At 72.2% G+C, this 23,843-nt stretch carries 28 protein-coding genes; 15 read left to right on the top strand and 13 right to left on the bottom strand.

Annotated elements, in window-relative coordinates; translation table 11 throughout:
* Positions 1 to 34 precede the first annotated feature (34 nt).
* The 5 genes from ABD292_RS09425 to ABD292_RS09445 all read left to right on the top strand — a co-directional run bounded on the left by ABD292_RS09425 (position 35) and on the right by ABD292_RS09445 (position 3,270).
* Positions 35 to 808, top strand: coding sequence for a DUF4184 family protein (locus ABD292_RS09425; protein ID WP_344206681.1), 774 nt, complete (start codon positions 35 to 37; stop codon positions 806 to 808).
* 19 nt (positions 809 to 827) lie between these two features.
* Complete coding sequence (locus ABD292_RS09430; protein ID WP_344206682.1) at positions 828 to 1,634, top strand: TrmH family RNA methyltransferase; 807 nt, start codon at positions 828 to 830, stop codon at positions 1,632 to 1,634.
* A gap of 35 nt (positions 1,635 to 1,669) precedes the next feature.
* Positions 1,670 to 2,428 (top strand): SDR family NAD(P)-dependent oxidoreductase, encoded by a 759-nt coding sequence (locus ABD292_RS09435; protein WP_344206683.1) that lies wholly within the window; start codon positions 1,670 to 1,672, stop codon positions 2,426 to 2,428.
* Positions 2,429 to 2,454: 26 nt separating this feature from the next.
* The gene (locus ABD292_RS09440) at positions 2,455 to 2,826 is read left to right on the top strand and encodes a MerR family transcriptional regulator (protein WP_344206684.1); all 372 of its coding nucleotides are present in this window, start codon (positions 2,455 to 2,457) and stop codon (positions 2,824 to 2,826) included.
* Between the two features lie 180 nt (positions 2,827 to 3,006).
* Positions 3,007 to 3,270, top strand: a complete 264-nt coding sequence (locus tag ABD292_RS09445; RefSeq protein WP_344206685.1) for a DUF4235 domain-containing protein — start codon at positions 3,007 to 3,009, stop codon at positions 3,268 to 3,270.
* 6 nt (positions 3,271 to 3,276) lie between these two features.
* On the opposite strand, the gene ABD292_RS09450 is transcribed toward ABD292_RS09445, so the two are convergent.
* Complete coding sequence (locus ABD292_RS09450; protein ID WP_344206686.1) at positions 3,277 to 3,564, bottom strand: hypothetical protein; 288 nt, start codon at positions 3,562 to 3,564, stop codon at positions 3,277 to 3,279.
* 118 nt (positions 3,565 to 3,682) lie between these two features.
* Between ABD292_RS09450 and ABD292_RS09455 the strand changes: the two genes are divergently transcribed.
* Complete coding sequence (locus ABD292_RS09455) at positions 3,683 to 4,204, top strand: hypothetical protein (protein ID WP_344206687.1); 522 nt, start codon at positions 3,683 to 3,685, stop codon at positions 4,202 to 4,204.
* Here the strand turns inward: ABD292_RS09455 and ABD292_RS09460 are convergent, their stop codons facing one another.
* Complete coding sequence (locus tag ABD292_RS09460) at positions 4,205 to 5,041, bottom strand: D-alanyl-D-alanine carboxypeptidase family protein (protein ID WP_344206688.1); 837 nt, start codon at positions 5,039 to 5,041, stop codon at positions 4,205 to 4,207.
* Between the two features lie 102 nt (positions 5,042 to 5,143).
* Between ABD292_RS09460 and ABD292_RS09465 the strand changes: the two genes are divergently transcribed.
* Positions 5,144 to 5,335 (top strand): YegP family protein, encoded by a 192-nt coding sequence (locus tag ABD292_RS09465; RefSeq protein WP_344206690.1) that lies wholly within the window; start codon positions 5,144 to 5,146, stop codon positions 5,333 to 5,335.
* 28 nt (positions 5,336 to 5,363) lie between these two features.
* On the opposite strand, the gene ABD292_RS09470 is transcribed toward ABD292_RS09465, so the two are convergent.
* The 3 genes from ABD292_RS09470 to ABD292_RS09480 all read right to left on the bottom strand — a co-directional run bounded on the left by ABD292_RS09470 (position 5,364) and on the right by ABD292_RS09480 (position 6,853).
* Positions 5,364 to 5,564: a hypothetical protein gene (locus tag ABD292_RS09470; RefSeq protein ID WP_344206691.1), complete on the bottom strand. Its 201-nt coding sequence runs from the start codon at positions 5,562 to 5,564 to the stop codon at positions 5,364 to 5,366.
* A gap of 99 nt (positions 5,565 to 5,663) precedes the next feature.
* Positions 5,664 to 6,026 carry a hypothetical protein gene (locus tag ABD292_RS09475; RefSeq protein ID WP_344206692.1) on the bottom strand — a complete coding sequence of 121 codons (363 nt, stop codon included), beginning with the start codon at positions 6,024 to 6,026 and terminating at the stop codon, positions 5,664 to 5,666.
* Positions 6,027 to 6,322: 296 nt separating this feature from the next.
* Positions 6,323 to 6,853 carry a DedA family protein gene (locus ABD292_RS09480; protein ID WP_344207148.1) on the bottom strand — a complete coding sequence of 177 codons (531 nt, stop codon included), beginning with the start codon at positions 6,851 to 6,853 and terminating at the stop codon, positions 6,323 to 6,325.
* A 164-nt stretch (positions 6,854 to 7,017) separates the two neighbouring features.
* On the opposite strand from ABD292_RS09480, the gene ABD292_RS09485 reads away from it, so the two are divergent.
* Positions 7,018 to 7,542: a hypothetical protein gene (locus ABD292_RS09485; RefSeq protein WP_344206693.1), complete on the top strand. Its 525-nt coding sequence runs from the start codon at positions 7,018 to 7,020 to the stop codon at positions 7,540 to 7,542.
* On the opposite strand, the gene ABD292_RS09490 is transcribed toward ABD292_RS09485, so the two are convergent.
* From ABD292_RS09490 to ABD292_RS09500, 3 genes are all read right to left on the bottom strand, one after another.
* Positions 7,511 to 10,903 carry an ATP-binding protein gene (locus ABD292_RS09490; protein ID WP_344206694.1) on the bottom strand — a complete coding sequence of 1,131 codons (3,393 nt, stop codon included), beginning with the start codon at positions 10,901 to 10,903 and terminating at the stop codon, positions 7,511 to 7,513. The two genes, ABD292_RS09485 and ABD292_RS09490, sit on opposite strands and share 32 nt — an antisense overlap.
* Positions 10,904 to 10,966: 63 nt before the next feature.
* Complete coding sequence (locus tag ABD292_RS09495; protein WP_344206695.1) at positions 10,967 to 12,028, bottom strand: lysylphosphatidylglycerol synthase domain-containing protein; 1,062 nt, start codon at positions 12,026 to 12,028, stop codon at positions 10,967 to 10,969.
* A 49-nt stretch (positions 12,029 to 12,077) separates the two neighbouring features.
* A complete protein-coding gene (locus ABD292_RS09500) occupies positions 12,078 to 12,896 on the bottom strand; it encodes a PIG-L deacetylase family protein (protein ID WP_344206696.1) in 819 nt (272 codons plus the stop codon).
* A 23-nt stretch (positions 12,897 to 12,919) separates the two neighbouring features.
* On the opposite strand from ABD292_RS09500, the gene ABD292_RS09505 reads away from it, so the two are divergent.
* Entirely contained in the window at positions 12,920 to 14,032 is a 1,113-nt protein-coding gene (locus ABD292_RS09505; protein WP_344206697.1) for a glycosyltransferase family 4 protein, read from the top strand.
* On the opposite strand, the gene ABD292_RS09510 is transcribed toward ABD292_RS09505, so the two are convergent.
* The 3 genes from ABD292_RS09510 to ABD292_RS09520 form a co-directional block, all read right to left on the bottom strand.
* Positions 14,011 to 15,480: a DUF2079 domain-containing protein gene (locus tag ABD292_RS09510; RefSeq protein WP_344206698.1), complete on the bottom strand. Its 1,470-nt coding sequence runs from the start codon at positions 15,478 to 15,480 to the stop codon at positions 14,011 to 14,013. The genes ABD292_RS09505 and ABD292_RS09510 overlap by 22 nt on opposite strands.
* 94 nt (positions 15,481 to 15,574) lie before the next feature.
* Positions 15,575 to 15,949: a hypothetical protein gene (locus tag ABD292_RS09515; protein WP_344206699.1), complete on the bottom strand. Its 375-nt coding sequence runs from the start codon at positions 15,947 to 15,949 to the stop codon at positions 15,575 to 15,577.
* 90 nt (positions 15,950 to 16,039) lie between these two features.
* Complete coding sequence (locus ABD292_RS09520; RefSeq protein WP_344206700.1) at positions 16,040 to 16,603, bottom strand: TetR/AcrR family transcriptional regulator; 564 nt, start codon at positions 16,601 to 16,603, stop codon at positions 16,040 to 16,042.
* Between the two features lie 50 nt (positions 16,604 to 16,653).
* Between ABD292_RS09520 and ABD292_RS09525 the strand changes: the two genes are divergently transcribed.
* Positions 16,654 to 17,760, top strand: a complete 1,107-nt coding sequence (locus ABD292_RS09525; RefSeq protein ID WP_344206701.1) for an FAD-dependent oxidoreductase — start codon at positions 16,654 to 16,656, stop codon at positions 17,758 to 17,760.
* A 64-nt stretch (positions 17,761 to 17,824) separates the two neighbouring features.
* A complete protein-coding gene (locus tag ABD292_RS09530) occupies positions 17,825 to 18,937 on the top strand; it encodes an aromatic ring-hydroxylating oxygenase subunit alpha (RefSeq protein ID WP_344206702.1) in 1,113 nt (370 codons plus the stop codon).
* A 7-nt stretch (positions 18,938 to 18,944) separates the two neighbouring features.
* Here ABD292_RS09530 and ABD292_RS09535 read toward each other — a convergent pair whose 3' ends face one another.
* Positions 18,945 to 19,298 carry a DUF1707 SHOCT-like domain-containing protein gene (locus ABD292_RS09535; protein ID WP_344206703.1) on the bottom strand — a complete coding sequence of 118 codons (354 nt, stop codon included), beginning with the start codon at positions 19,296 to 19,298 and terminating at the stop codon, positions 18,945 to 18,947.
* Positions 19,299 to 19,478: 180 nt separating this feature from the next.
* On the opposite strand from ABD292_RS09535, the gene ABD292_RS09540 reads away from it, so the two are divergent.
* Positions 19,479 to 20,402, top strand: coding sequence for an anti-sigma factor RsbA family regulatory protein (locus ABD292_RS09540; protein ID WP_344206704.1), 924 nt, complete (start codon positions 19,479 to 19,481; stop codon positions 20,400 to 20,402).
* Positions 20,403 to 20,411: 9 nt separating this feature from the next.
* On the opposite strand, the gene ABD292_RS09545 is transcribed toward ABD292_RS09540, so the two are convergent.
* Positions 20,412 to 21,392, bottom strand: coding sequence for an aldo/keto reductase (locus ABD292_RS09545; protein ID WP_344206705.1), 981 nt, complete (start codon positions 21,390 to 21,392; stop codon positions 20,412 to 20,414).
* Between the two features lie 210 nt (positions 21,393 to 21,602).
* On the opposite strand from ABD292_RS09545, the gene ABD292_RS09550 reads away from it, so the two are divergent.
* The 3 genes from ABD292_RS09550 (at position 21,603) to ABD292_RS09560 (ending at position 23,810) form a co-directional block, all read left to right on the top strand.
* Entirely contained in the window at positions 21,603 to 22,235 is a 633-nt protein-coding gene (locus ABD292_RS09550; protein WP_344206706.1) for a DUF998 domain-containing protein, read from the top strand.
* A 29-nt stretch (positions 22,236 to 22,264) separates the two neighbouring features.
* Positions 22,265 to 22,732 carry a universal stress protein gene (locus ABD292_RS09555; RefSeq protein ID WP_344206707.1) on the top strand — a complete coding sequence of 156 codons (468 nt, stop codon included), beginning with the start codon at positions 22,265 to 22,267 and terminating at the stop codon, positions 22,730 to 22,732.
* Positions 22,733 to 22,832: 100 nt separating this feature from the next.
* Positions 22,833 to 23,810, top strand: a complete 978-nt coding sequence (locus ABD292_RS09560; RefSeq protein WP_344206708.1) for a phosphotriesterase family protein — start codon at positions 22,833 to 22,835, stop codon at positions 23,808 to 23,810.
* The last annotated feature ends 33 nt before the right edge of the window (positions 23,811 to 23,843 follow it).

Raw genomic sequence — 23,843 nt, forward strand, 5'->3', positions numbered from 1 at the left:
CCGATAATGGGGAGCCGACGAGGGGGAGAAGCCGATGCCGTTCACGCCCGCGCACATCGCGGCGGTGCTGCCGCTGGTCTCGGCGGCCCGGGTGCGCCGCTTCGCCGACCCCTGGGCGCTGGCCGTGGGCGCGATGGTGCCCGACCTGCCGATCTTCCTGCCGTTCCTGCCCGACTACACCGACTGGCACTCCTGGACCGGCGTGCTCACGCTCGACCTGGCCGCGGCGGTGCTGCTGGTGGCGCTGTTCCACCACGTCCTGCGCGATCCCCTGACCGCCCTGCTGCCGCCCGCGCTCGCCGGGCGGGCCGCGCTGCTCGCGCCCGCCCGCCTCCGGCCGGCGCCCATTGTGGCCGGAGCCCTGATCGGCGCCGCCACCCACATCGGCTGGGACTCCTTCACCCACTCCACCGGCCCCGCCCTCTGGGGCGGCTGGCTCTCGGCAGAGGTCCTCGGGGTGCTGCCGCTCTTCCGGGTCCTGCAGTACACCTCCTCGGCCGTCGGCCTCGCCGCCGTCGTGTGGTGGGCCTGGCGCGGCCTCGCCAGGATGGCGCCCGCGCCGGTGCCCGAACGGCTCGTCGTGTCCGCCCGCGTACGGGCCGGCGTGCTCGCGGCCTGCGCGACCGGCGTCGTCGCGGGGGCGCTCGTCTGGCCCCTGGTGGACGAGCCGACCCCGGCGCTCGGCCTGCCCAGCGTGCTCACCAAGACCGGCGCGGGCACCGTCGTCGGCCTGTGCCTGGTCCTCGCCTGCTACGCCGCGCTCTGGCAGCTCAGGCGCCGCCGCCCGGCCGTCCCTGACCGCGCCTGACCACTGGCACTATCGAGAGGTGCTTGAGTACGTCACCGACGCCGACGACCCCCGCCTCTCCGACTACACCCGGCTGCGGGACGTCGAGCTGCGCAAGAGCCTGGAGGCCGAGCGCGGCCTCTTCCTCGCCGAGGGCGAGAAGGTCATCAGGCGGGCCATCGGCGCCGGCTACCCCATCCGCTCGGTCCTGACCACCCGCCGCTGGCTCCCCTCACTCGCCGACGTCCTCGGCGACGCCCTCGTGTACGTCGTCAGCGACGAGATCATGTCCGGCATCGCGGGTTTCCAGGTCCACCGCGGCGCCCTCGCCTCGATGGAGCGCCTCCCGCTGCCGTCCGTGGAACACCTGCTGACGGGCGGGGCCCGCCGCCTGCTGGTGCTGGAGGACCTGGTCGACCACAGCAACATCGGCGCGATCTTCCGCTCGGCGGCGGCGCTCGGGGTCGACGCGGTCATCCTGTCCCCCCGGTGCGCCGACCCCCTCTACCGGCGCGCGGTGAAGGTGTCGATGGGAGCGGTGTTCTCGATCCCGTACGCGCGCATGGACGACTGGTTCGAAGGACTGTCGCGGCTGCGGGAGGCGGGCTTCCAGACGCTGGCCCTGACACCGGACCAGCAGGTCACGCCGATCGACACGGTGAAGCTGTCCGACCGGGTGGCGCTGCTCCTCGGCTCCGAGGGTGACGGCCTGTCGTCCCACTGGCTGGAGGAGGCCGACCAGGCGGTGTGCATCCCGATGAGCCCGGCCGCGATGGCGGCGGGCGTCGACTCCCTGAACGTCGTCGCCGCGGCGGCCATCGCCTGCCATGGCCTGATGAGAGGTTGACCTTGCCGCTGGCGGCAGGGTTGAACGATGACGGCATGGACATCACTGCACCCCAGAACAGCAGGATCGTCGTCGTCACCGGAGCCGGCACCGGGATCGGCCGGGCGACGGCCCGCGCCTTCGCCGCGGAAGGCGCCCACGTGATCGCGCTCGGCCGGCGCGTCGAACCGCTCAAGCAGACCGCGGCCGGGCACGACCGGATCACCCCGCTGGCCGCCGACATCACCGCCGAGGGCGAGCCCGAGCGGATCATCCGTGCCGTGCTGGAGACACACGGCCGGCTGGACGTGCTGGTCAACAACGCCGGCATCGTACGCAGCGGCGCCCTCGGGACGATCACGCAGGAGGCGATCACCGCTCAGCTCGCCACCAACCTCGTCGCCCCCGTCCTGCTGGCGCAGGCCGCGCTGCCGCTGCTGGAGACGTCGGGCGGAGTGATCGTCAACGTCAGCACGTCGATAGGGCAGCGGGCGTTCCCGGGCAGCTCGGTCTACGCGGCGACCAAGGCCGCACTGGAACTGCTCACCCGCACCTGGGCGGTCGAGCTGGCGCCGCGCGGGGTCCGGGTGGTGGCCGTCGCTCCCGGCGCGATCGGCACCCCCATCGGTGAGCACCAGGGCCTGACACCGGAGCGCCTGGCCGCGCTGCGGGAATGGCAGCTGGCGCACACCCCGCTGGGCCGGATCGGCCGGCCCGAGGAGGTGGCCTGGGCGATCACCCAGCTCGCCGCGCCGGCCGCGTCGTTCGTCACCGGAGTGGTCTTCCCGGTCGACGGCGGAGCGGTCGTGGCGTGATAAAAGTGGCCCGGGAGGTGGGACGCGTGCGGATCGGCGAGCTGGCCAGGATGACCGGCACGACCGCTCGGGCGCTGCGGCACTACGAGCAGGCCGGGCTGATCTCCTCCGAACGGGCCGCCAACGGCTACCGCCGCTACGACGAGCGGGCCGTGGTGCGGGTGCGCAACATCCGCCACCTGCTGTCCGCCGGACTGACCCTGGACGACGTGCGCGCGTTCCTTCCCTGCCTGGACGGCGACGTCGCCGCCGTACCGCCCTCGGACAAGGGCCTGCGGATCGCGCTGGAGCGGCTGGCGATACTCAACGAACGGATCGCCACGCAGACCGAGGCCCGCGACCGCCTGGAGAAGGCACTCCGCGAGAAGGCCGGCCACCGCATCCGCCCGGTGGCCTGACGCAGGACTGCCCGGCACGGGGGCCGGTCGGGCGAGGGCTCTTCACATCGGCCTTCCATGATGCCCGTGTAGACGTTCGGTCCCGTTTCTTCGGGCCCCAGGACGTGGGCCATTTCCAGTGAACGGGTTTAGGCGGCTCACAGGGGGCACGGGCAGACAGCATCGTCGAGGAGAGGTGAGATGCACTCCGTAGAGAAAGCACTGTCGCTCGGAATGGGCATGCTCAGCGCCGCGCTGGCCGCCGCGATGTTCAAGCGGGTGTGGACGATGGCGTCGGGGGAGGAGGACGCGCCGGACGCCGACGATTTGGAGCGCGGCTGGACGGAGATCCTGGTCGCCGCCGCGCTGCAGGGCGCGATCTTCGGCCTGGTCAAGGCCGCGGTGCACCGCGCGGGCGCGCAGACCTTCCACCGCCGGGCGGTCAGGAACGGCGCGAAGGGCTGAGCCGGGTCAGGGGTGGCCGGGCATCCAGTCGGGGTAGTTGTCGACGTCGTAGGTGACCGGCCTGCTCTCGACCGGGCCCGTGTGGCCCGCTGCTCTGAGCAGCGCCTCCATCGCGGGAGCGTGCGCGTCCGTGGTGATCAGGGTGAGCCGCCACGCGGACGTCCCGGCGGATGAGCCCGGCACCTCGTCGATGTCGATGGACGTGGCGAGATCCGCCCCCAGGATCTCGTGCGCCAGGACGGCCGCCTTCTCGTGGCCTTCGACCGTGGTGCGGACCTCGATGAATGCCGCCATCGGTTTTCCTTTGTCCGTGGGGAGGCCCACCCTACCTGTGGAGCGCACGAAGCGAACGGGATTCGGCATATGCTGCTCCCTGTGACACTGCCATGACGGTGGGTGACGGGGAGGGTTCATGGACCTGGGGTGGATCATCGTGACGGCGATCGGGGCGGGTGCCTCGCCCGCTGCTCCACCGGCCGCGCTGACCTGCGCGGTCGCGACCCCGCCCGCCCGGCCGCTGAGCTTCACGCCGAGCGTCGGGCTGACGCCCCGCCCGGTCACCGTGCGGGGCAACCTCCAGCTCACCGGCTGCGTCTCGCCGGACGGCTCGGCCTCCGCCCTGCGGTCCGGCTGGGTGTCCCTGCGCGTCACCGCCGACGCCTCCTGCACCAGCACCGCCCGCGTACGCGACCGCGCGACCGTCGTCTGGTTCGGCGCGGACGGCCGTCCCCTCGGCACCTCCACGATCACCGGCGGCCCGGGCAGCCTGGCCACCCATCGGCCCGCCGACAGCCTGCTGTCGGGCACCGTGACCTACGGCCCGCTCAAGGGCCGCCGGGCGAGCGGCGGCCTGACGCCGGACGCGGGTCTCCTCTCCTGCGCCACCGACGGGCTGAGCCGCCTGGCCGGCACGGGGACGATGAGGTTCGGCTGATCAGCCTTCCGCGATCCGCCTCTCCGCGTAGTCGAGCAGCTGCTCGGCCGTGGTGAAGCGGCGGTTCTTGTCGTCGTGCAGCAGTGCGCCCACGATCTGGACGCCGTTCCGCTCGGCGGCGAACAGCAGGCAGTAGCCGGCCGCCCTGGTGTAGCCGGTCTTGACGCCCAGCACGCCGGCGGAGCGGGAGAGCAGTTCGTTGGAGTTGCGCCAGGTGTGCGCCCGGTGCACGGCGGTCTTGCCCACCTTGTACGTCTTCGTCCCCACCATGGACTGGAACGTGCTGTTCGCGAGCGCCCGCTGCGCCAGCTTCACCTGGTCGGCGGCGGTCGAGTAGCCGCCGTTGCCCGGCGTGGGCATGCCGTCGGCGTTGGTGTAACGGGTGTCGGCCAGGCCGAGGGCGCGGGCGGTGCGGTTCATCTTCGCGACGAACGCCGCCTTGCCCGGCCCGTAACGCCGGGCCAGGGCGCTGGCCGCGTCGGCGCCCGACGGCAGCAGCAGCCCGTGGAGCAGGTCCCTGACCGTGAGGCGTTCGCCCGCGCGCAGCCCGGCCGTGGTGGCGCCGTCCTTGACGGCGTCCTTCACGTCGGCCTCGGTGACGGTGATCGTGTCGGTCAGCCGGGCCTCGCGCAGCACGACGTACGCGGTCATGACCTTGACCAGGCTGGCGACGGGCACCCGCCGGGTCTGCCGCTTGCCGAAGTGGATCGTTCCCGCCGAGTCCACCACGTACGCCTCCGCCGCCTTCACCTTGGGGGCGTCGGCCGCCACGGCTGGGGTGGTGAAGCCGACAAGCACGGCGAGCGCGGCAGAGCCCATCAATCCCGCAATACGCATGCCAAACATGGTGGCAGGAGATCAACGGTTCGTTTGCCTGACTTCGCCATAAAGCCCCATCGGGTGGGGGTAAATGAATGCTAGATCGAAGGGGGAACAGCCGTGGCGGGCAGGTTCATCATCACCGAGGACGGGCAGGGCGGTTACCGGTTCGCGCTGGTCGCGGGCAACGGGCAGACCCTGGCGGTGGGCGAGGGCTTCACCAGCAAGGCCGCCTGCGTGAACGGCATCGAGACCGTGCGGAGAAGCGCCCCGGAGGCCGTCATCGACGACCGCAGCCAGGCGCCGGCCTAGTGCTCCAGTGACACTTCGCGATCATGGTTCAGATCTGCGCTGGTAGTGGCAGTGCCGGGCGGTGGCGATGGCCGCAGTTCTTACGGTCGATGTCGGCCAGCAGCCGGCGCACGTACGCGGTCGCGGCGCGACGGGGTTCGACGCGGCCGAATTGGCCGGCGATCCGGGCCATCAGCTCGTTGAAGATGACCATCCAGCCGTCAGGGTCCACGCTGTGGCTCGCGGCCACCGCACGATCTTTTGTCGTCTTGACAAACCACGAATGATCACGCGGTGGCCGTCGCCATGTGACCGCGACCCCTCAAGATCGCGAAGTGTCCCTGGAGTACTAGGTGGTCTGGTATTGCAATAGCCAGCTTGCTGGGACGTTGTCGGCCCTGTCGCTGGCGCTTCGCTTCACCCGGCCGATGCTGACCTTGCACGAGTTGGCAGGAAGTTTGTCGCCGACGTGGGGCCCCGCGGCGGTGAGGTCGTAGGTTTTGATGACACTCCAGGTGGTGCCGTTGTGGATGGCGACCCGGAGTCGCACGTCGGCCCAGTCGCTGCCGAAGGAGAGGTAGCCGTCCCCGGACCAGCCGCCCTGGTTGGCCAAGGGGATGGTCAGGACGATTGCGTTCCTGTAGTGGATGAGCCCGGTGTTCTCGTCAAAGGAGAAGCCGTGGGGGATCTCGCCGGTCTGGAATGCCTGCATCGTGCTCCTTTCGGTTTGGCGCGGACACTGAGCGGGGGCACAGGCCGGGCACCGGTGGAACTGACCTTTACGTCGAGTGGTCGGCTTGGAACTCTCCAGCCAGCCATCCACACGGAATGTAATCGAATGGATTCACTGCGTGACAGATGCTGATGGGCTAGCCAGACGCGCTAGCTATCTGTCCCCTTGCAGGCCAGTTGACGGCATGGCCCTATTCGGGGAGAGGGATGCCGATCACATTGCGACGGCCACCGCGTGATCGTGGTGAAGCGTGATCGCGATGTGTCGCTGTGGTGCTAGGCGATCACGGCCTTCTCGTCCGCCGTGGCGCGCCGCCGCCTCCTGCGCCACACCACGAACCCGGCCACCGCGCCGACGACCAGCACGGCCACGGCCGCCGCGGCGACGGGCGAGTGCGAGGCCAGTTGCACGTAGCCCCAGATGGCCGCCGCGCCGCCGAACCACCACAGCGGCGCCCAGGTCAGGCAGCCGAGCGCGCTGGCGACGACGTACCAGGGGTAGGAGACCCGCAGGGCGCCGGCCACCCAGGGCAGGGTGTGGCGCAGCCCCGGCACCCAGAAGCACCCGTAGACGGCGAGTGCCCCCCACTTCTCGACGACCCGCTCGACGGCCTCGATGCGGGCCCGGCCCACCTTGCGCCCGATCCGCGAGTCGTAGAGCTTCTCGCCGAGCCTGCGGCCGACCCAGTAGTAGACCTGGAACGCGCCGAACAGGGCGATGATGAGGATGACGCCCACCAGCCAGTAAGGCAGGTTGAGCCAGTAGGGCGTGTCGGGGGCGGGAACGGCGATCATCGCGGCCGACATGTCCACCACCCCTCCACTGTGCGTTAGGTAATCCTAACCTTATTCGCGCGTCAAGCCGAGTGCCACACCCGCCTGCAAGCGGCCCGCAGCGGGTGCAACCAGAGGACAAGCAGCGATCAACCGCCCCGCTCCACTCTAGGTGTGAGCAAGAAGGGGTGTTGACGATGTCGACGACGAGAAGCAGGGCCGCCCTGGCCGGTGGCACCGCGAACGCGGCCAGGTTGTTCGTGGCCGCGCTGGCCTTCACCAGCGCCTACGTCGGCCTGTCCGCCTACGGCAACGCCCGCTCGGCCGCCGCCCCGGTGCAGACCGTGACGCTGTCGGCCCGCGAGATGCCGATCGCCCGCCCCCTCAAGGTCCCAACGTCCACGTCCACGTCCGCGCGGGCCGGCGCGGTCGCCGTCACCGCCGCCGGCGCGGACCGCTGCGCCACCTCGTACGTCGCCCGCAGCCTGCTCGCCGAGGCCGCCCCCGGCCAGGGCGTGATCTACCGCTGGCGGCTGTCCCGCTGGAGCCCCGCCACCAGGACCTGGCGCACATTCCTCGCCGAGCACGGCGGCTTCGCCGCGAGCGAGCGCGAGATCGAGTGGCGCCCCCGGATCTCCGGCAACCCCGGCTGGTATCGCGTCGAGGTGCTGGCCGAGGGCGCCGGAGCCGTCAGGAGCGAGCGTTTCCAGGTGAGCTGCTGACCGAGCGCCGCGCCGCCTCGACCCAGCGCGGCACGCCGACCCGCTCGGCCACCTCCAGCGCCTTCTCGTAGTGCTCGCGGGCCGCATCGGGCTGGCCGAGGCGGACCGCCAGGTCGCCGAGGGTGAGCGCCACCGGCCACAGCGCGACCACGCCGGTGCCCGCGCCCGCCACCCGGTCGGCGAACGGCTTGAGCTTGTCGTAGCAGTCGACCATCCGCTCGCGGTCGTCGAGCAGCATCCCGGCGAGGGCCCGCCAGGTCATCGCCAGCTCGTACAGGAAGTCGGGGCGCACCGGCGGGCGGACGGAGGCGACGGCCTTGGCGTCGGGGACGTGCCCGGCGGAGGCCAGCGCGAGCGCGTAGGCGTCGAGCGTCCACTTCGCGCCCCGGTGATGGGCGTCGGCCAGCACGTCGACCATCTCGGCGGCCCGGCCGTCGACCAGGTGCAGGCAGAACATGGTGATCAGCGGGAGGTCCTGGCGGCCCTCCAGCATGCCCGCGCGCTGGGTCATCCTGGCCGCGTCGCGGTAGGCCCGCTCGGCGCCCGCGTAGTCGCCGGAGATCATGAACCGCATGCCGCGGTACCAGACGACCACCGCGGCGGGGGCGGACAGGTCGTACTGCCTGGCCAGCTGGTCGGCCGCGGCGGCGTGCGTGTCGGCCACGGCGAACTCGCCCCGCGCCGCCGCGCACTCCAGCAGCACCAGGTGGGCCAGCGCCTGCGTGGCCATCTGCCCGGAGCGCTGCGCCACCTCCAGCAGCTCCCTGCCGATGCTCTCGCGCGCGTCCACGGCCGGGATGTCGTACGACTGCCGCAGCCGCCCGCTCAGCGCCGCCGCGATCAGCGTCGGGTCGCCGCTCTCCCTGGCCAGCTCCAGCGCCTGCAGCGACGCCTCCCGTCCGCGCTCGGGCGAGGAGGAGCCCTCCAGCTCCAGGGCCAGCGTCGTCAGCAGGCTGGCCCGCAGCCGCTGCTCGCCGGCCGGCAGCTCGACGAGCGCCCGCTCGGTGACGTCCACGATCTCCCACGCGGTGCGGGTGAAGTCGCGGGCCATGCCCTTGTGCGGCACGGCCAGCGAGGCCGCCACCTTGGCGGTGAGCTCCAGGTCGCCGAGCGGCAGCGCGGCGTCCATGGCCTGGCGGCGCAGCAGCCGCGCCGCCGTCATGTCGCCGCACACCGCGAGCGCCCTGATCTGGCGCAGCATCAGCCGCAGCCGCTCCTTGGCCCGCTCGGGCTGCTCGGTCTGCTCGTCGCCACGGGAGCGGTCGAACGCGGCGATCGCCTGCTCCCACAGCGAGGCGGCCTCGCGGTGGGCGAAGCGCCGCTCGGCCTGCTCGGCGGCGAGGCCCGCGTAGCGCACCGCCTTGTCGGCCGCGTCGGCCAGGAAGTAGTGGTGGGCGAGCGCGGCCACGTCGGAGGACGTGCGCTGCTCGATGACCGCCGCCACGGCCGCGTGCAGCCGGGCGCGGCGCAGACGGGAGGCGTCGGAGTAGATCGTGTCGCGCACCAGGTCGTGGTCGAAGCGCAGCAGCCCGGGGCCGGGCTCGGTGACGAGCCCGGCGAGCAGCGCGGCCTCGACGGCCTCGATCACCGCGTCCTCGTCGCCCGCGACCGCGATCAGCACGTCGAGGTCGACGTCGCGGCCGATCACCGCGGCCTGCAGCAGGATCTGCTGCGCGCCGGACGGCAGCCGCGAGATGCGCCGCCGCAGCACGTCGCGGACGCCGGAGGGCACCCGCGACAGCACCTCGGTGGCGCTGGCCCGGTCGGCCGCGCCCTCGGCGTCGAGCAGGCGCACGGTCTCGCGCACGAAGAACGGGTTGCCCGCGGTGCGCTCGACGATCGACTCGACCGCGTCCTCGTCGATCTCGCGTACGCAGGTCGCCCTGACCAGCTCGGCCACGGCCTTCGGGTCGAGCCCGGAGAGACCGACGCGGACCGGCCCGAGCCGGGCCAGCGAGGCCAGCACGTCGGACTGGGCGTCGTCCAGCTCGCTCTCCCTGCACGTCACCACCAGCAGCACCCGGCTGGTGGCGAGCAGGCTGGGCAGCGCGCGCAGCAGCGCGAGCGTCTGGTCGTCGGCCCAGTGGAGGTCCTCGACCGTCAGCAGCACCGGCGCGCGCTTGGCCACCCCTGCGAGGTAGCCGCCGACCGCGCGGTGCAGGCGGAAGCCGCCGGAGACCTCGTCCTCGTCGGGGTCGGGGGCGGCGTCGTCCAGCAGCGGGGCGAGGAGCTGGGCGTATTCGCCGGCGCCGGTCATGCCGACGAGCGTGCGCAGGATCTCCACCCAGGCCCAGCCGGGCGGGGTGGCGCTGGAGTCGGGGCAGGCGCCGGAGGCGGTGATCCAGCCGTCGCCGCCGAGCTGGCCCTCCAGGCGGCGCAGCAGCGTGGTCTTGCCCGCGCCCGCCACGCCGGTGACCACGGCCACCTGGAAGCGGCCGGTGCGCGAGGCGGCCGTGGTGAGCCGGGCGAGCTCGGCTTCGCGGCCGACGAACGGCTCGGGGTCGAGCGGCGGCGGCTCGACCGCGGCGGCCGGCCGGGGCGGCCAGGTGTCGCCGGCGGCCGGGACCGGGCGCGCGGGCCGCGCCGGGAGCGCCAGGTCCAGCTCGGGCGACTGGGCGAGGATGTCGGACTCCAGCTTGCGCAGCGCGGGTCCGGGGTCGATGCCGAGCTCGTCGGCCAGGATGTTCCTGGCTCGGCGCAGGGCCGCCAGCGCGTCGCCCTGCCGGCCGCAGCGGTAGAGACCGAGCGCCAGCAGCCGCCAGCCCTCCTCGCGCAGCGGATGTTCGGTGGTCAGCGCCTCCAGGTCGGGCACGGTCTCGGCGTGCAGGCCGAGGCGCAGCCCGGTGTCGGCGTGCCGCTCACGGGCCACCAGCCGCAGCTCGGTCAGCCTGTTGACCTCGGCCTCGGCCCACTGCTGGTCGGCGAAGTCGGAGTAGGGGGTGCCGCGCCACAGGCCGAGCGCCTTCTCCAGGCGGCCGCGCGCCGACTGGGGGTCGCCCTCCTCCAGGTGCTCGCCCGCCGCCCGGACGAGCTGCTCGAACCGGAGCGCGTCGACCTGCTCGGAGGCCACCCGCAGGGCGTAGCCGGAGGCGACGGTCACCAGCAGGCGGTTGGGGCCGCCGCGAGGGCGGCCGGGTTCGAGCACCCTGCGCAGGCGCGAGATGTAGACCTGCAGGCCCGACTGCGCGCCCTTGGCCGCGTCGTCGTCCCACAGATCGTAAAGAAGAGTGTCAACCGGGACGACCTGACCCCTGGCCACGAGGAGTCGGGCGAGGACGGCTCGCTGCCGCAACCCGCCCAGGTCGAGTCCGTCGTCGTGTTCGTACGCCTCGACTGGCCCCAGAACTCGGAACGCCACCATGTCAGCCGCCACGCTATGCGGGCCTACGAATCGCGCACAAGGTCTTTGAGGGGTTTGGGATTGTCACTGGGGGGCCTTCGAGATCGCTGACGGGGACTCCGCGCCGGTGCCCCGGCCGCCGCGCCTGCGCAGCAGCGCCCACGCGCCCAGGGCCAGGCCACCGAACGGGATCTCGATAGTGTAAGTCCAGAAGCCGAAGAGCAGTGCGGTCGCGGTGGCCGGAGCGGCCGGCACGTGGAAGGCGGCGGTGAGCAGGAACACCACCCCGCTCTCCATGATCCCGGCCCCGCTGGGCGTGACCAGCGCGCTGGTGAGCACCCGCGACAGCGCGAAGACGGCGATCGACTGGGCGAGTCCCGGCCAGGCGCCGGTGGCCCACATGCAGGCCGCCATGATCGCCCACTGGAAGCCGAGGAAGAACACCATGCCGAGCGACAGCCCGAGCGAGCGGGTGCGGACGATCTCGGCGGTGTCGGCGCGCAGCTTGTGGAAGTGCTCGCCGGCCCTGACCCGCAGGCGCAGCAGCCCGGTGATCCGGTCGAGCGCGCGGCCGAGCAGGTCGGCGGCCCGGTCCCAGTAGAGGGCGGCGGCCACGGCCGCGCAGATCGCCAGGATGGCGAGCGCGCCGGTCCAGCCGGCGTTGGCGACCGTGGCGTTGGGCGCCTCACCCGCGACGAGCAGCGCGATGATCCCGACAGCCGGCAGGATGAACCGGAACAACGTGTTCCAGATGCCGCTGACCAGCGTCATGACCACGATCGACCGGTTGCCGAAGCCCCAGCCCCTGGTCATCGCGAACGACAGCGCCACGCCGACCGCGCCGCCGAACGGCAGCAGGTTGCTGACCGCGCTGCCGGCCGCGTTGAGCGTGAGGCCCTGCAGGTTGGTGAGGCCGGGCAGCGAGTTGGTCAGCACGAACGTGTAGGCCAGCAGGCTCAGCAGCCACAGCGCCGTCATCAGGGCGATCTCGCCGAGCCCGAGCCCGCCGAACACCGCGCCGATCTCGGCCCACGACACGGGCTTGCCCGTGAGCGCCCGCACGATCTCCGGCAGGTAGACCACGAGCAGCACCGCCAGCCCGAGCGAGAGCACGGAAAGGACGATCTGCAGCCACTTGTTCTTCATCGGCACCCAGTCTGCCCCCTCGCGAGGGGCCGATCATCCCTCGGAGGGACTACTCGGGCCACCGCTCGAAAGGATGACGCAGCCGGGCGCCGGGCGGCAGGTCGCGGCGGACGTACCACTCGGTGCCGAAGACCAGGCGGTAGAGCGGGCCGGGGACCTTCAGCATGACGGCGAGCGTGCGGTCGCTGTCGCCGCCGCTCGCCTGGGAGACGTGGGCGGACATCGAGGCGCGTTTCTGGCGGGCGTAGCGGCGCACGTTGACCCGGTGGGTGATGGCCTCGCCCGGGGAGTAGGCGCTTTCGAAGGTGCGTACGTCGAACTCGGGAGGAAACCGGTAGAACTTGGTCGCCAGCCTGAGCAGCCGGACCAGCGGGTCGCGGTTGACCGTCGCCTCCAGGACGATCTCGGTGCCGGCGATCTCGGCGGCCCGCCTGCCCACCCGGTGCACCTGCACGTGGTCGGGGTGGCCGTAGCCGCCGGCCGGGTCGTAGATCGCGAGGAGGTCGGCCCGCTCCTCCTGGAGGATCGCGGCCAGCGCCTTGGCCGCCTCCTCGATGTCGGCGTCCATGAACGCGTTGTCGGGCCGCTCCTCGGCGCTGCCGCCCTTGGGGCTGAGGCCCGAGTCGCCGTAGCCGAGGCACTCGACGCGGGCGCAGCCCAGCACGGCGGCCGACTGGTAGAGCTCCTTGAGCCTGGTCTCGCCCAGCGCCTCGCCCGGCGCCATGTCGGCCAGGCCGCGCTCGCCCGCGGTGGCGGTGACCAGCACCACGCGGTGTCCCTCGGCCGCGAGCATCGCCATGGTGCCCGCCGTCAGCAGGGCCTCGTCGTCGGGGTGGGCATGGAAGAACACAGCGGTACGTGGAGGCACACGCCCAGATTAGTCTGGGAGGGGTGCGGATCTTTCACGTGAGCGACTGTTACCTGCCGCGACTCGGGGGGATCGAGGTCCAGGTGGCCGATCTCGTGCGGATGCAGCGCGCGGCCGGTCACGAGGTGACGGTGGCCACGGCGACCAGGGGCGAGCCGCTGGAGGGCGTGCGCAGGATCGTCGCCAGGGTGCCCTTCGACCTGCCGGTCCACCCGCGCGGCGTGGGCCATCTGACGCGATGGATCGCCGCCGGGCGGCCCGACGTGGTGCACGTGCACACCGGGGCGGTCTCGCCGTTCGCGTGGATGGGCGTGCGGGCGGCGGCGCGGGCCGGGGCGCCGTGCGTGGTGACCGTCCACAGCATGTGGGACCCGCTGACCCGGCTGCTCTACCGGCTGCTGCGGGCGGCGTACGGCTGGCAGCGGTGGGGGCTGGTCGCCACCACCGTGAGCAGCGCGGCGGCGGTGCCGATCCGCGCGGTCGCCGGGCCCCGGGTGCCGGTCAGGGTGGTCTCCAACGGCCTCGACCTGTCGGGCTGGGCGCCCCCGCCGGGCACCCCGCAGCCGCGCGAGGAGGTCCACGTCGTCGCGGTCGGCCGGCTGGCGCCGCGCAAACAGCCCGTACGCCTGCTGAAGCTGCTCCAGGCGGCCCGCGCCCGGGTGCCCGCCGCGATCCCCGTCCGGGCCACGATCGTCGGCGACGGTCCCGCCAGGGGGCAGATGGAGCGCTTCCTGGCCCGGCACGGCATGGCCGGCTGGGTGTCGCTGCCCGGCCGCTACTCCCGCGAGCAGATCGCGAAGGTCCTGGAGTCGGCCGACGTCTTCGTGGCGCCCGCGCCGCGCGAGTCGTTCGGCATCGCGGCGCTGGAGGCGCGGGCGGCGGGGGTGCCGGTGGTGGCGCGGGCGCAGAGCGGGGTGGCCGACTTCGTCGCCGACGGCGTCGAGGGGCTGCTCGGACGGAGCCTCGGCGATCTGGCGCGGGCGGTGGCGCGGCTGTGCGCCGACGCCGGGCTGCGCGAGACGATCGCGGCGCACAACCGGGCGACGCCGCCCACGGCAGGGTCGTGGCCGGCGGTGCTCGCGGGGTTCGAGTCGGCGTACGAGCGGGCCCGCGATCAGCGGCGCAGCACCACGTAGCCGTCGCGTTCGAAGACGATCACATAGCCCTGGGCCTGCAGCTCGCCGACCTTGGCGACCTGCTGGTCGAACGAGCCGAACGGGAACTCCCAGCGGGCGGTGTCGGCGATCACCCAGGGCGCGTTGTGCGAGGTGGGCCCCCACAGCAGCACGGTCGTGCGGTCGGTGAGCGCCGGCCCGACCGAGTTGGGGGCCTCGACGAGCACGCCGTCGGGCACCTTGCTCACCGCCTCGGCGGCGGCGGCCGCCTTGGGCTCCTTGTAGAAGGACGGATGGTAGAGCTGGTCGAAGGCGAACCTGGGCACCAGCGTGAGCGCGACCACGCAGGCGGCGGCCGACCAGAGCAGCTTGAGCGTGGCGTCGTCGGAGCGTTCGAGCCGGCGCAGCAGCCGGGCCATGCCGTCCACGCCCGCGCAGATGATGATGACCACGGTGAACGCGCTGTACTGGAAGTCGGCCTGCCACCACTGCGGGCGGTCCGACAGCATGCGCTCCAGCACGTGCGGCAGGGCCGCCAGCGACAGCGGCGACAGCAGGCAGAGCATCAGGGTGGGCCAGGTCAGCAGGAACAGCGTGTCGACCTTGGCCTCCTCGCTGAACGGCAGCAGCAGGGCGGCCAGCGGGTCGCGGGCGATGCCCACGAGCGCGCCGCCGATGTCGGGGCCGAGGTGCCCGTAGGCCCAGAAGTCCCGCGGATTGCCGCCGAAGACCGTGGTGACCAGCCCGCGGATGAGCAGCACGGCCCCGATGCCGAACGTGACGCACAGCGTCCCCCGCCACCGCTCGCCCATGACGAACAGGCACAGCCCGACCCCGGCGATCATGAGCCCCATGTCCTCCTTGACCAGGAGGAGGGCGAGCATCGCGAGGAACGCCGTGCGCTCCTTGCCCGCGTGGTAGCGCTCGATCATGATCGCGGTGAGCACGGGGACGAACATGACCTCGTGCGCGTCGAACGCGACGGCCTGCGCGACCGGCCACGACAGCGCGTACGCCGCCGCCACCAGATAGGCGGGCGCGACCCCGAGCACCCGCCTGGTGTAGTTCCACAGGAACGGCACGACCCCAGCGAACAGCGCCGCCTGCGCCACGATCAGCGTGCCCGGCCCGTCGTGGATCCAGTAGAAGGGCGCGAGCAGCGCGTAGATCGGCGAGAAGTGGTCGGCGAGCTGGACGTAGTCCAGGCCGCGCCCGTGGAACATGCCGAGCACGGGGACGTACGGCGGCCGGAACGCCGCGTAGTTGCGGACCGCCTGGTCCACGATCACCAGGTCCAGCGTGGTGGCGCGGAAGGAGGCCAGCTTCACCAGCCCCAGCACCGCGTAGGCCACCGCCGCGAGCAGCGTCATCACGCCCACCCGCAGCCGGTGGCCGCTGAGCGAAACCCTCCAGGCCCGCCGTGCGGGGGGAGCGGCGCCGTCCGGCGCGAGGTCGGTTCCAGCCGTCACGGGCGACAAGACTAGAACGAATCTGCGCGAAAGTGGCGCGGCCGCCGCGCCGACCTGCCCCCCGCAGGCGGTACGGCGGCCGCGCGGCCGGCCGTCAGGAACAGGCCGAGGTGATCTTGCTGGAGAAGCCGTTCATCTTGCCGGTGAACTCCGTCATCTGTGCCACGTCGCCCTTCTCCAGGCTCTCGAACCCGGCGGCGAGGTCGTTGAGCGCGGCGGCGACGTTGCCGTCGTACTTGCCGGCGAGCTCCTTGGTCTTGTCGGCGGCGGTGGCGGAGGCGGCGCCGACGGCCTTGGCGTCGGTGGCGTTCTTGGTGACCTCCGAGCTCCAGTCCGTCATGATCTTGCTGGCCTCTTGGGCAGCGGAGTTGCAGTCGACCGCCTGGCCCAGCGCGCCACAGGCGGTGGTCAGGACGGCAAGGGAAATCGTCGCGGCCGCGATGGCCAGGCGACGGCGAGGGGGAGTCATCTTCCGGTGCCCTTCGTTGGTTGAGCGAACACCGAGAACGTTAGGGACGGGAGCTTGATCTCCGCTTGCACGCCGCTAACACCCGTGCCGTCAAGCCGGCGTAAAGCCGTGGAGCAGGACCTGGACGATCTCCTCCGGCTCGGGAAGCGGCAGGTCGAGCAGGCCGCGGTAGGTCACCAGGCCGGTGAACAGGTCGGTGAGCAGCCACAGGTCGGCGTCCGGGGGCAGCTCGCCGCGTTCGACCGCGCGTTCGTAGACCACCCATGACCGCTCCATCCTGGTCCGCATGCCGGTGCGGATGATCTCGGCCACGGCCGGGTCGCGGCCGGCCTCGCCGTAGATCTGCCGGGCCGTGCGGGCGACCCCGGGCTGGTGCCAGAGGGCGAGCGTGTCGGTCACCACCACGCGCAGGTCGCCCTCCAGCGAGCCGGTGTCGGGGATGGCGACGTGCGTGTCCATGAAGCCGGCGAGGGTCTGGAGGAGCATGTCGCGTTTGGTGGGGTAGCGACGGAACACGCTCGCTCTGCCTACACCTGCCTCCTCGGCGACGTCGTCCATGGTGAAGTCGAAGCCGTGGGTGAGCACCAGCCTGGTCGCGGCCTGTCTGATGCGGTGGTCGACCGTGGGATCGGGCTTGCGGCCGCGCGCGGACATAGTGATACTCCTAGTATCTGATACCCCGAGTCTCAAAAACAGGGAACACCATGAGAGTAATAGTGGTGGGTGCGGGCGTGGCGGGTCTCGCCCTCGCGCGCGGCCTGCTCGCCGCCGGTCACGAGGCCGAGGTGTACGAGGAGTCCCCCGAGCCGCGCACCGCCGGCGGCTCCGTCACGCTCTGGCCCGGCAGCACCGGCATCCTGGAGGAGCTGAAGGCCGACCACACCCGCGTCGGGCGGCGGCTGGAGACCCTGGAGTCGTGGAGCTCCGACGGCCGCAGGCTGGTCACCGTCGACCTGACGGCCGCCGAGCGCAAGTACGGCCACCCCACCGTCCACGTGGCCCGCGGCGAGCTGGTCGAGCTGCTGGCCGAGGGCGTCCCCGTCACCTACGGGGCCCGCGTCGAGCACGTGGACCCCGACCGGGCCGAGGCGCGCCTGGCCGACGGCACCACCGTGCGCGGCGACGTCCTCGTGGGCGCCGACGGGCGGCGCTCGGTGGTGCGCGCCGCGCTGTGGGGCGAGGACCGGGCGGAGCTGACCCGCTGGGTGACCTGGCAGGGCTTCATCACCACGCCCACGTCGCTGACCGGGGGCGGCGCGGCCGTGATGATGGCGGGCCTCGCCGGGCTGTGCGGGCTCATCCCGGCGGGGGAGGGGCGGCTGCTGTGGTGGTTCGACGTGCGCTCGGCGCCCGGCGAGCCGTTCTGGGCGGACGACCCGCGCCTCGCCGAGCGGCTGCGCGAGCGCTTCGGCGGCTGGGCAGACCCGGTGCCGGCCGTCCTGGACTCCCTCGCGGGGCCCTCCCCTGTGACGCCCGACTTCTTCCCGCACCACCGCCAGCCGATCCCCGAGGTGTGGGGGAGGGGGCCGACGACCCTCGCCGGCGACGCCGCCCACACCATGCCGCCCACCATGGCCCAGGGCGCGAACCAGGCGCTGGAGGACGCCTGGCTGCTCGCCCGCTCGCTGGACGACCTGCGGGGCTACGAGCGCGCCCGCGCGCGGATCGCCCGCCGCCCGGCCCGGCTGGCCGCCACCGAGCTCACCGACATGCACCGTCCGGCCGCCGGGCTGATCCCCGACCGGCTGGCCACCTGGCTGAACACCGCCTGGCTGCGCAGGGCCAGCACCTACCTCTTGACAGCCTCATGAACGCCAGCCGACGATGTCGCAGATAGAGCAACTCGATGCGTCATACGCAACAAGGCGGTGTCGGTTGACCACCACGTCGAGCCTCATCCCCACGCTCCCCGGCCGCTCCTACTCCGACCCCGACGTCTTCGCCGACGAGCAGGCCAAGATCTTCGAAAGCCTCTGGTTCTGCGCCGTGCGCGGCGAGGACGTGCCGCGGCCCGGCGCGTTCCGTACCGTCCAGGTGGGCAGGGAGAGCGTCATCGTGGTCCGAGGCCGCGACCACCGGCTGCGCGCCTTCCTCAACGTCTGCCGGCACCGCGGCGCCCGGCTCTGCGACGAGCCCGCGGGCGAGGTCAGGCGGACGATCAGGTGCGCCTATCACGCCTGGTCCTACGACCTCGACGGCCGGCTGGCCGCCGCGCCCAACCTGGCGAAGATGCCCGACATCGACCGTGTCGCCCACGGCCTGATCCCCGTCCACCTGCGCGAATGGCTCGGCTACGCGTGGGTGTGCCTGGCCGCCGAGCCGCCGTCGTTCGAGGAGAGCGTCACCGGGGCCGCCACAGAACGGCTCGGGGACCCCGCCGCCATCGAGCGCTACCACGTCGAGGAGCTGGCGCTCGGCCGCCGCATCAGCTACGACGTCAAGGCCAACTGGAAGCTCGTCGTCGAGAACTTCATGGAGTGCTACCACTGCGCGACCATCCACCCCGAGCTGGTCGCCGTGCTCCCCGAGTTCGCCGGCGGCTACGCGGCGCAGTACTACGTCGGCCACGGCGCGGAGTTCGCCGAGCGGGTCGAGGGCTTCACCGTGGACGGCGGCCCCGGTTTCGGCAAGCTCCCCGACGTCGCGCGGGAGCAGGACCGCCGCTACTACGCGATCACCGTCAAGCCGCAGGTGTTCGTCAACCTGGTGCCCGACCACGTGATCGTGCACCGGATGTTCCCGCTGGCCGTGGACCGGACGCTGGTGGAGTGCGACTGGCTCTACCACCCCGACGTGGTCGCCTCGGGGGCGGACCTGACGCGGTCGGTCGAGCTGTTCCACCGGGTCAACGAGCAGGACTTCGACGCCTGCGAGCGGACCCAGCCCGGCATGTCGTCAAGGGCCTACCGGGAGGGAGGGGTGCTCGTGCCGAGCGAGCACCACATCGCGCTGTTCCATCAGTGGGTGAACCAGCGCTTGCGCGGATAGCGCACGGTCAGCCCGCCGTACTTGGTGACGCCGGTGACCACCACGTGCGGGCCGCCGGGCCTCGGGCGGCCCGGGACGTCGGCGGTCGAGACGTGGCCCCAGTCGCTGCGGAAGCCGTCCACGTTCGCCGTGCCGCCCTCCGGCAGGGTGGCTCGACCACGTCGTCCTGCGGCGGCTGCCGCTGTTCCGGGAGATCGGTGATGAGGCCGAGCAGGTCGCGGTAGGTCCGCGCGGTCAGGGCCAGCCCGAGCCGGTCCTCCAGCTCGGACCGGGTGAGGCGGCCCTCGACGAAGGCGTGCTGGAGCCGGCCGGCGGTGCGCTCACGGTCCTCGTCGGAGACCCGCATGTGCAAATCCGACATGCCCCGAGCATAGGTTCGGCGCGCTCAGAACGGGAGCCGTCGTCCGGAGGGGGTCCGCAGATCGAGGGGTTCCGGTTGCCGGACCGGACGGGGGCGGAGGATCACCTGCACTCTCTTCACACCTATGTGGTACCCAACCCTTTCCCATGAACTCCTCAACCTTGGGTAGCGTGAGGCGTGATGAAATCGGCCGGACCGTTCTCCCACCCCGCGCTGCTCTACCGCACCGCGGACGAGTACGTCTCCGCCACCACGGCCTTCGTCCGCGAGGGCCTGGCGGCGGGAGAGCCCGTGGCCGTCGCCGTCCCCGCGCCCAACCTCGCGCTCATCGCCGCCGGGCTCGGATCCGACGCCGGCGCCGTACGCATGCTCGACATGGGCGTCGAAGGCCGCAATCCCGGGCGCATCATCCCCGCCGTCCTCCGCGAGTTCGCCGACCGGCATCCCGGCGGCCGGGTGCGGATCATCGGCGAGCCGATCTGGGCCGGCCGCCCGGCGACCGTCTACCCCGCGTGCGCGCAGCACGAGGCGCTGATCAACCTGGCCTTCGCCGGGCGCGAGGTCACCATCCTGTGCCCGTACGACGTCGCCGCGCTCGCCCCCGCGATCGTCGAGGAGGCCGCGCGCACCCACCCCGTCATGCGGGACGCCCGGGGCGAGTGGCCCAGCGACGACTACGCGCCCGAGCGGGTCATCGACGCGCACAACCGGCCGCTGGAGGAGCCAGGGGAGTGCGTCTCCCTGCGCTTCGACGGCGACAACCTGTCGGCCGCGCGGCGCCTCGCCACCGGGCAGGCCGCTCTGCTGGGCTTCGCCGGCGACCGGCTCGACGACATCCAGCTGGTCGTGGCCGAGCTGGGCGCCAACAGCCTCGACCACGGCGGCGGCTCCGGCACGATCAGGGTGTGGGCGACGGACGACCGGCTGGTGTGCGAGGTCAGCGACCGGGGTCACATCCGCGATCCGCTCGCCGGGCGGATCCCCGTCGACCCGCGCGTTCCGGGCTCGCGCGGGCTGCTCATCGTCAACCTGCTCGCCGACCTCGTCCGCGTCCACACCCGGCCGGGCGGCACCGTCGTACGCGCCTACTTCGACCGGCCCTGACGCCCGGCCCTACCGATACTGCTCGATCTCGGCCATGCTCGGGTAGCGCTGCCCGGCCACCGCGTCCGCCGGGACCGCCGCGGCCAGCGCGTCGAGTTGCTCGGCGGTGAGCGTGATGTCGGCGGCGGCGGCGTTCTCCTCCAGATACTTCAGCCGCTTGGTGCCGGGGATGGGCACGACGTCCTCGCCCTGGGCGAGCACCCAGGCGAGCGCGAGCTGCGCCACCGTGACGCCGGCCGCGTCGGCGATCCGCTCGACCTCGGCCACCAGCCGGGCGTTGTGCTCGGCGTTCTCGCCGGAGGTGCGGGGGAAGTTGCGGCGGAAGTCGTCCGGGGCCAGCTCGCCCGAGGTGGGCGGCGCGCCGGTCAGCAGGCCGCGGCTGATCGGCGAGTACGCCACCAGCGCGATGCCGAGCTCACGTGCCGTCGGCAGGATCTCCGCCTCCAGGTCCCTGGTGAACAGGGAGTACTCGCTCTGCAGGGCCGCGATCGGGTGCACGGCGGCCGCGGCGCGCAGGGTCGGCGCGCTCACCTCCGACAGGCCGAGGTGGCGGACCTTGCCCGCGCGCACCAGCTCGGCCATGGCGCCGACGGACTCCTCGATCGGCACCTCCGGGTTGCGGCGGTGCATGTAGTAGAGGTCGATGTGGTCCACGCCGAGGCGGCGCAGCGAGGCGTCGCAGGCGGCCCGGATGTACTCGGGGCTGTTCTCGATCGTGCGGGTGGCGCCGTCCCGCTTGACGCCGAACTTGGTGGCCAGCACCACCTCGTCGCGCCGGTCCTTGATGGCCCGGCCGACCAGCTCCTCGTTGGCGCCCCTGCCGTACATGTCGGCCGTGTCGAGAAAAGTGATGCCGAGGTCGAGGGCGCGGTGGATGACCGCGATGGACTCGCTGTCGTCGGCCGGGCCGTAGAACTCGGACATGCCCATGCAGCCAAGGCCGAGCGCGGAGACCCGCGGGCCGCCGACGCCGAGAGTGCGCTTGTTCATATGTCCAGGTTGGACCCTAGAGCGCACTCTAAGTCAAATCAGGGACAACCCTGCCCACCCTGAGGGGGCAAACCCTACCCAGGGTCACTTCCTTCCAGGTCAACGCATTGATCCGGAGCCGTCGATACTTAAGGACTAAGGGGAGCTTCAGGGCTCCTTCGGGTTGATCTCCGATACTCCGCGAAGCCGTGTTCCACGAGCTTAAGAGGCATGAAGGCATTGCTCGTCAGCGGATTCGCGACCATCGGCGCCGGGGCAGGCGCCATGCTCACCCTGCACGCCGAGGCGGGGCTCGACCCCATGCACACCGTGATCAGTGAGTACGCCTGGCAGCGGTCCGGCTGGCTGCTGCCGGCCTCGCTGACCCTGTTCGCGGTGGGCGCGACGCTGATGGCCGAGGCGCTGCGCCGGAGCGGCGGCAACCGCTGGGTCGTGGGGCTGCTGGTGGCGTGGGGCGCGAGCATGTTCCTCATCGGGGCCTTTCCCACCGACCGGCCGGGCGTGCCTTTGTCGTTGTCGGGAGGCATCCACCGCTATGCCGCCTTCGCCGCCTTCCTCATGATGCCTGTCGCCGGGCTGCTGCTGGCCAGGGCCAGGGTCCGGTACGCCCGTGCGATGCGGATCCTCTGCCTGGTCGCCCTCGGGGCGCTCGTGCTGGTCGTGATCCCGTACGTGGTGCGCATGTTCGGCCTCCCGCTCACCAACGACGACATCCCCGCCGGACTCATCCAGCGGACCGTCGTGGTGACCGAGATCGCCGTGCTGGCGCTGGCCGGGCTGTCGATGCTGCGGCCGGCCGCCCGGCGCGCGCTCGCGGCCCGTCCCGTGATCGGGCAGGCGTGAAAGGCGCGGGCCGGGAAAGAAGTGCTGGCATGACGATCCTGATTGCGTACGACGGCTCCGACGACGCCAAGGAGGCCATCGCCTTCGCCGGGCGGATGTTCAAGGGCGAGCAGGCGGTCGTGCTGACGGTGTGGGAGCGCCTGGCGATGAGCTCGGCGCGGGCCTCGGCGGGCCTCATGATGACCATCGACACCGACGCCGCGGGCGACCAGGCCATCGGCAAGGCGATGGACGAGCTGGCCAGGCGCGGCGCGGACCTGGCCAGGCAGGCGGGTCTCGACGCGACGCCCCGCTGCGAGGCCGACGCGGTGGCGGTGTGGGCGGCCATCGTGGACGTGGCCGACGAGCTCGACGCCACGCTCATCGTGACCGGCACCCGTGGGCTCGGCGGGGTGCGCTCGCTGCTGCTGGGCAGCACCTCGGACCGCGTGCTGCACCACGCCCACCGTCCGGTCCTGGTGGTCCCCTCCCCGAAGACGGACCCCGAACCCGCGTAGGCCCCTGCCGCCCGCCGGAGGCGGCCCGGTGTCGCTCATTGACGGCCGGACTTCCCGCCGTCTAGGTTGACGCCAACCGACCAGCCGGTATGGAGGCAGGATGCCCACCGTGCAGACCGTCCGCGGGCCCGTGAACGTCGACGACCTCGGCCAGACCCTGATGCACGAGCACGTCTTCGTCGTGGCCACCGAACATCTCGACAACTACGGCAAAGGCTCATGGTGGGACGAGGAGCACCGGGTCGCCGACGCGGTCACCAAGCTCCGCGCGGTGGCCGCCAAGGGCGTGCGGACCATCGTGGACCCCACCGTGTGGGGGCTCGGCCGCTACATCCCGCGCATCCAGCGCGTCGCCGAGCAGGTGCCCGAGCTGAACATCGTGGTCGCGACCGGCATCTACTCCTTCGAGGAGCTGCCCCACCAGTACGAGCACCGCGGCCCCGGCCTGTTCTTCGACATCCCCGACCCGATGATCGACGACTTCGTCCGCGACCTGACCGAGGGCATCGCCGACACCGGCGTCAAGGCGGCCTTCCTCAAGTGCGTGGTCGAGCACAAGGGGCTGACGCCCGGCGTGGAGCGCATCTGCCGGGCCGTCGCCCAGGCGCACGTCCGTACGGGCGCGCCGATCACCGTGCACACCAACTCCTTCACCCAGAGCGGCCTCATCGCGCTCGACCTGTTCGCCAAGGAGGGCGTGGACCTGACGAAGGTCGTCGTCGGCCACGCCGGCGACAGCAACGACCTCGACTACCTCATGCGGCTGGCCGACACCGGCGCGACCCTCGGCATGGACCGCTTCGGCCTCGACATCTACAACCCGACGCCGCAGCGGGTGGCCACGATCGCGGCCCTGTGCGGGCGCGGCTACGCCGACCGGATGGTGCTCAGCCACGACGCGGCCTGCTTCATGGACTACTTCGGCGGGGCCTGGGACGAGGCGCACAGCACGCTCGCCCCGAACTGGCGCTACGATCACATTCACGACGACGTGCTGGCCGCGCTGCTGGACTCCGGCGTGACCGACGGCCAGATCGAGCAGATGCTGGTGTTCAACCCGAAGCGCTACTTCTCGTAAAGTGAGTGGATCGGGAGAGCGACGCGGGTAGGT

It is taken from the genome of Nonomuraea bangladeshensis, from assembly GCF_039529455.1.
GTDB lineage: Bacteria > Actinomycetota > Actinomycetes > Streptosporangiales > Streptosporangiaceae > Nonomuraea > Nonomuraea bangladeshensis.

Coding starts and splice junctions, on each gene's coding strand:
- ABD292_RS09425 (WP_344206681.1), top strand. CDS start 35: ATGCCGTTCACGCCCGCGCACATCGCGGCGGTGCTGCCGCTGGTCTCG.
- ABD292_RS09435 (WP_344206683.1), top strand. CDS start 1,670: ATGGACATCACTGCACCCCAGAACAGCAGGATCGTCGTCGTCACCGGA.
- ABD292_RS09445 (WP_344206685.1), top strand. CDS start 3,007: ATGCACTCCGTAGAGAAAGCACTGTCGCTCGGAATGGGCATGCTCAGC.
- ABD292_RS09450 (WP_344206686.1), bottom strand. CDS start 3,564: ATGGCGGCATTCATCGAGGTCCGCACCACGGTCGAAGGCCACGAGAAG.
- ABD292_RS09455 (WP_344206687.1), top strand. CDS start 3,683: ATGGACCTGGGGTGGATCATCGTGACGGCGATCGGGGCGGGTGCCTCG.
- ABD292_RS09460 (WP_344206688.1), bottom strand. CDS start 5,041: ATGCGTATTGCGGGATTGATGGGCTCTGCCGCGCTCGCCGTGCTTGTC.
- ABD292_RS09475 (WP_344206692.1), bottom strand. CDS start 6,026: ATGCAGGCATTCCAGACCGGCGAGATCCCCCACGGCTTCTCCTTTGAC.
- ABD292_RS09480 (WP_344207148.1), bottom strand. CDS start 6,853: ATGTCGGCCGCGATGATCGCCGTTCCCGCCCCCGACACGCCCTACTGG.
- ABD292_RS09485 (WP_344206693.1), top strand. CDS start 7,018: ATGTCGACGACGAGAAGCAGGGCCGCCCTGGCCGGTGGCACCGCGAAC.
- ABD292_RS09490 (WP_344206694.1), bottom strand. CDS start 10,903: ATGGTGGCGTTCCGAGTTCTGGGGCCAGTCGAGGCGTACGAACACGAC.
- ABD292_RS09495 (WP_344206695.1), bottom strand. CDS start 12,028: ATGAAGAACAAGTGGCTGCAGATCGTCCTTTCCGTGCTCTCGCTCGGG.
- ABD292_RS09515 (WP_344206699.1), bottom strand. CDS start 15,949: ATGACTCCCCCTCGCCGTCGCCTGGCCATCGCGGCCGCGACGATTTCC.
- ABD292_RS09520 (WP_344206700.1), bottom strand. CDS start 16,603: ATGTCCGCGCGCGGCCGCAAGCCCGATCCCACGGTCGACCACCGCATC.
- ABD292_RS09525 (WP_344206701.1), top strand. CDS start 16,654: ATGAGAGTAATAGTGGTGGGTGCGGGCGTGGCGGGTCTCGCCCTCGCG.
- ABD292_RS09535 (WP_344206703.1), bottom strand. CDS start 19,298: ATGTCGGATTTGCACATGCGGGTCTCCGACGAGGACCGTGAGCGCACC.
- ABD292_RS09540 (WP_344206704.1), top strand. CDS start 19,479: ATGAAATCGGCCGGACCGTTCTCCCACCCCGCGCTGCTCTACCGCACC.
- ABD292_RS09545 (WP_344206705.1), bottom strand. CDS start 21,392: ATGAACAAGCGCACTCTCGGCGTCGGCGGCCCGCGGGTCTCCGCGCTC.
- ABD292_RS09550 (WP_344206706.1), top strand. CDS start 21,603: ATGAAGGCATTGCTCGTCAGCGGATTCGCGACCATCGGCGCCGGGGCA.
- ABD292_RS09555 (WP_344206707.1), top strand. CDS start 22,265: ATGACGATCCTGATTGCGTACGACGGCTCCGACGACGCCAAGGAGGCC.
- ABD292_RS09560 (WP_344206708.1), top strand. CDS start 22,833: ATGCCCACCGTGCAGACCGTCCGCGGGCCCGTGAACGTCGACGACCTC.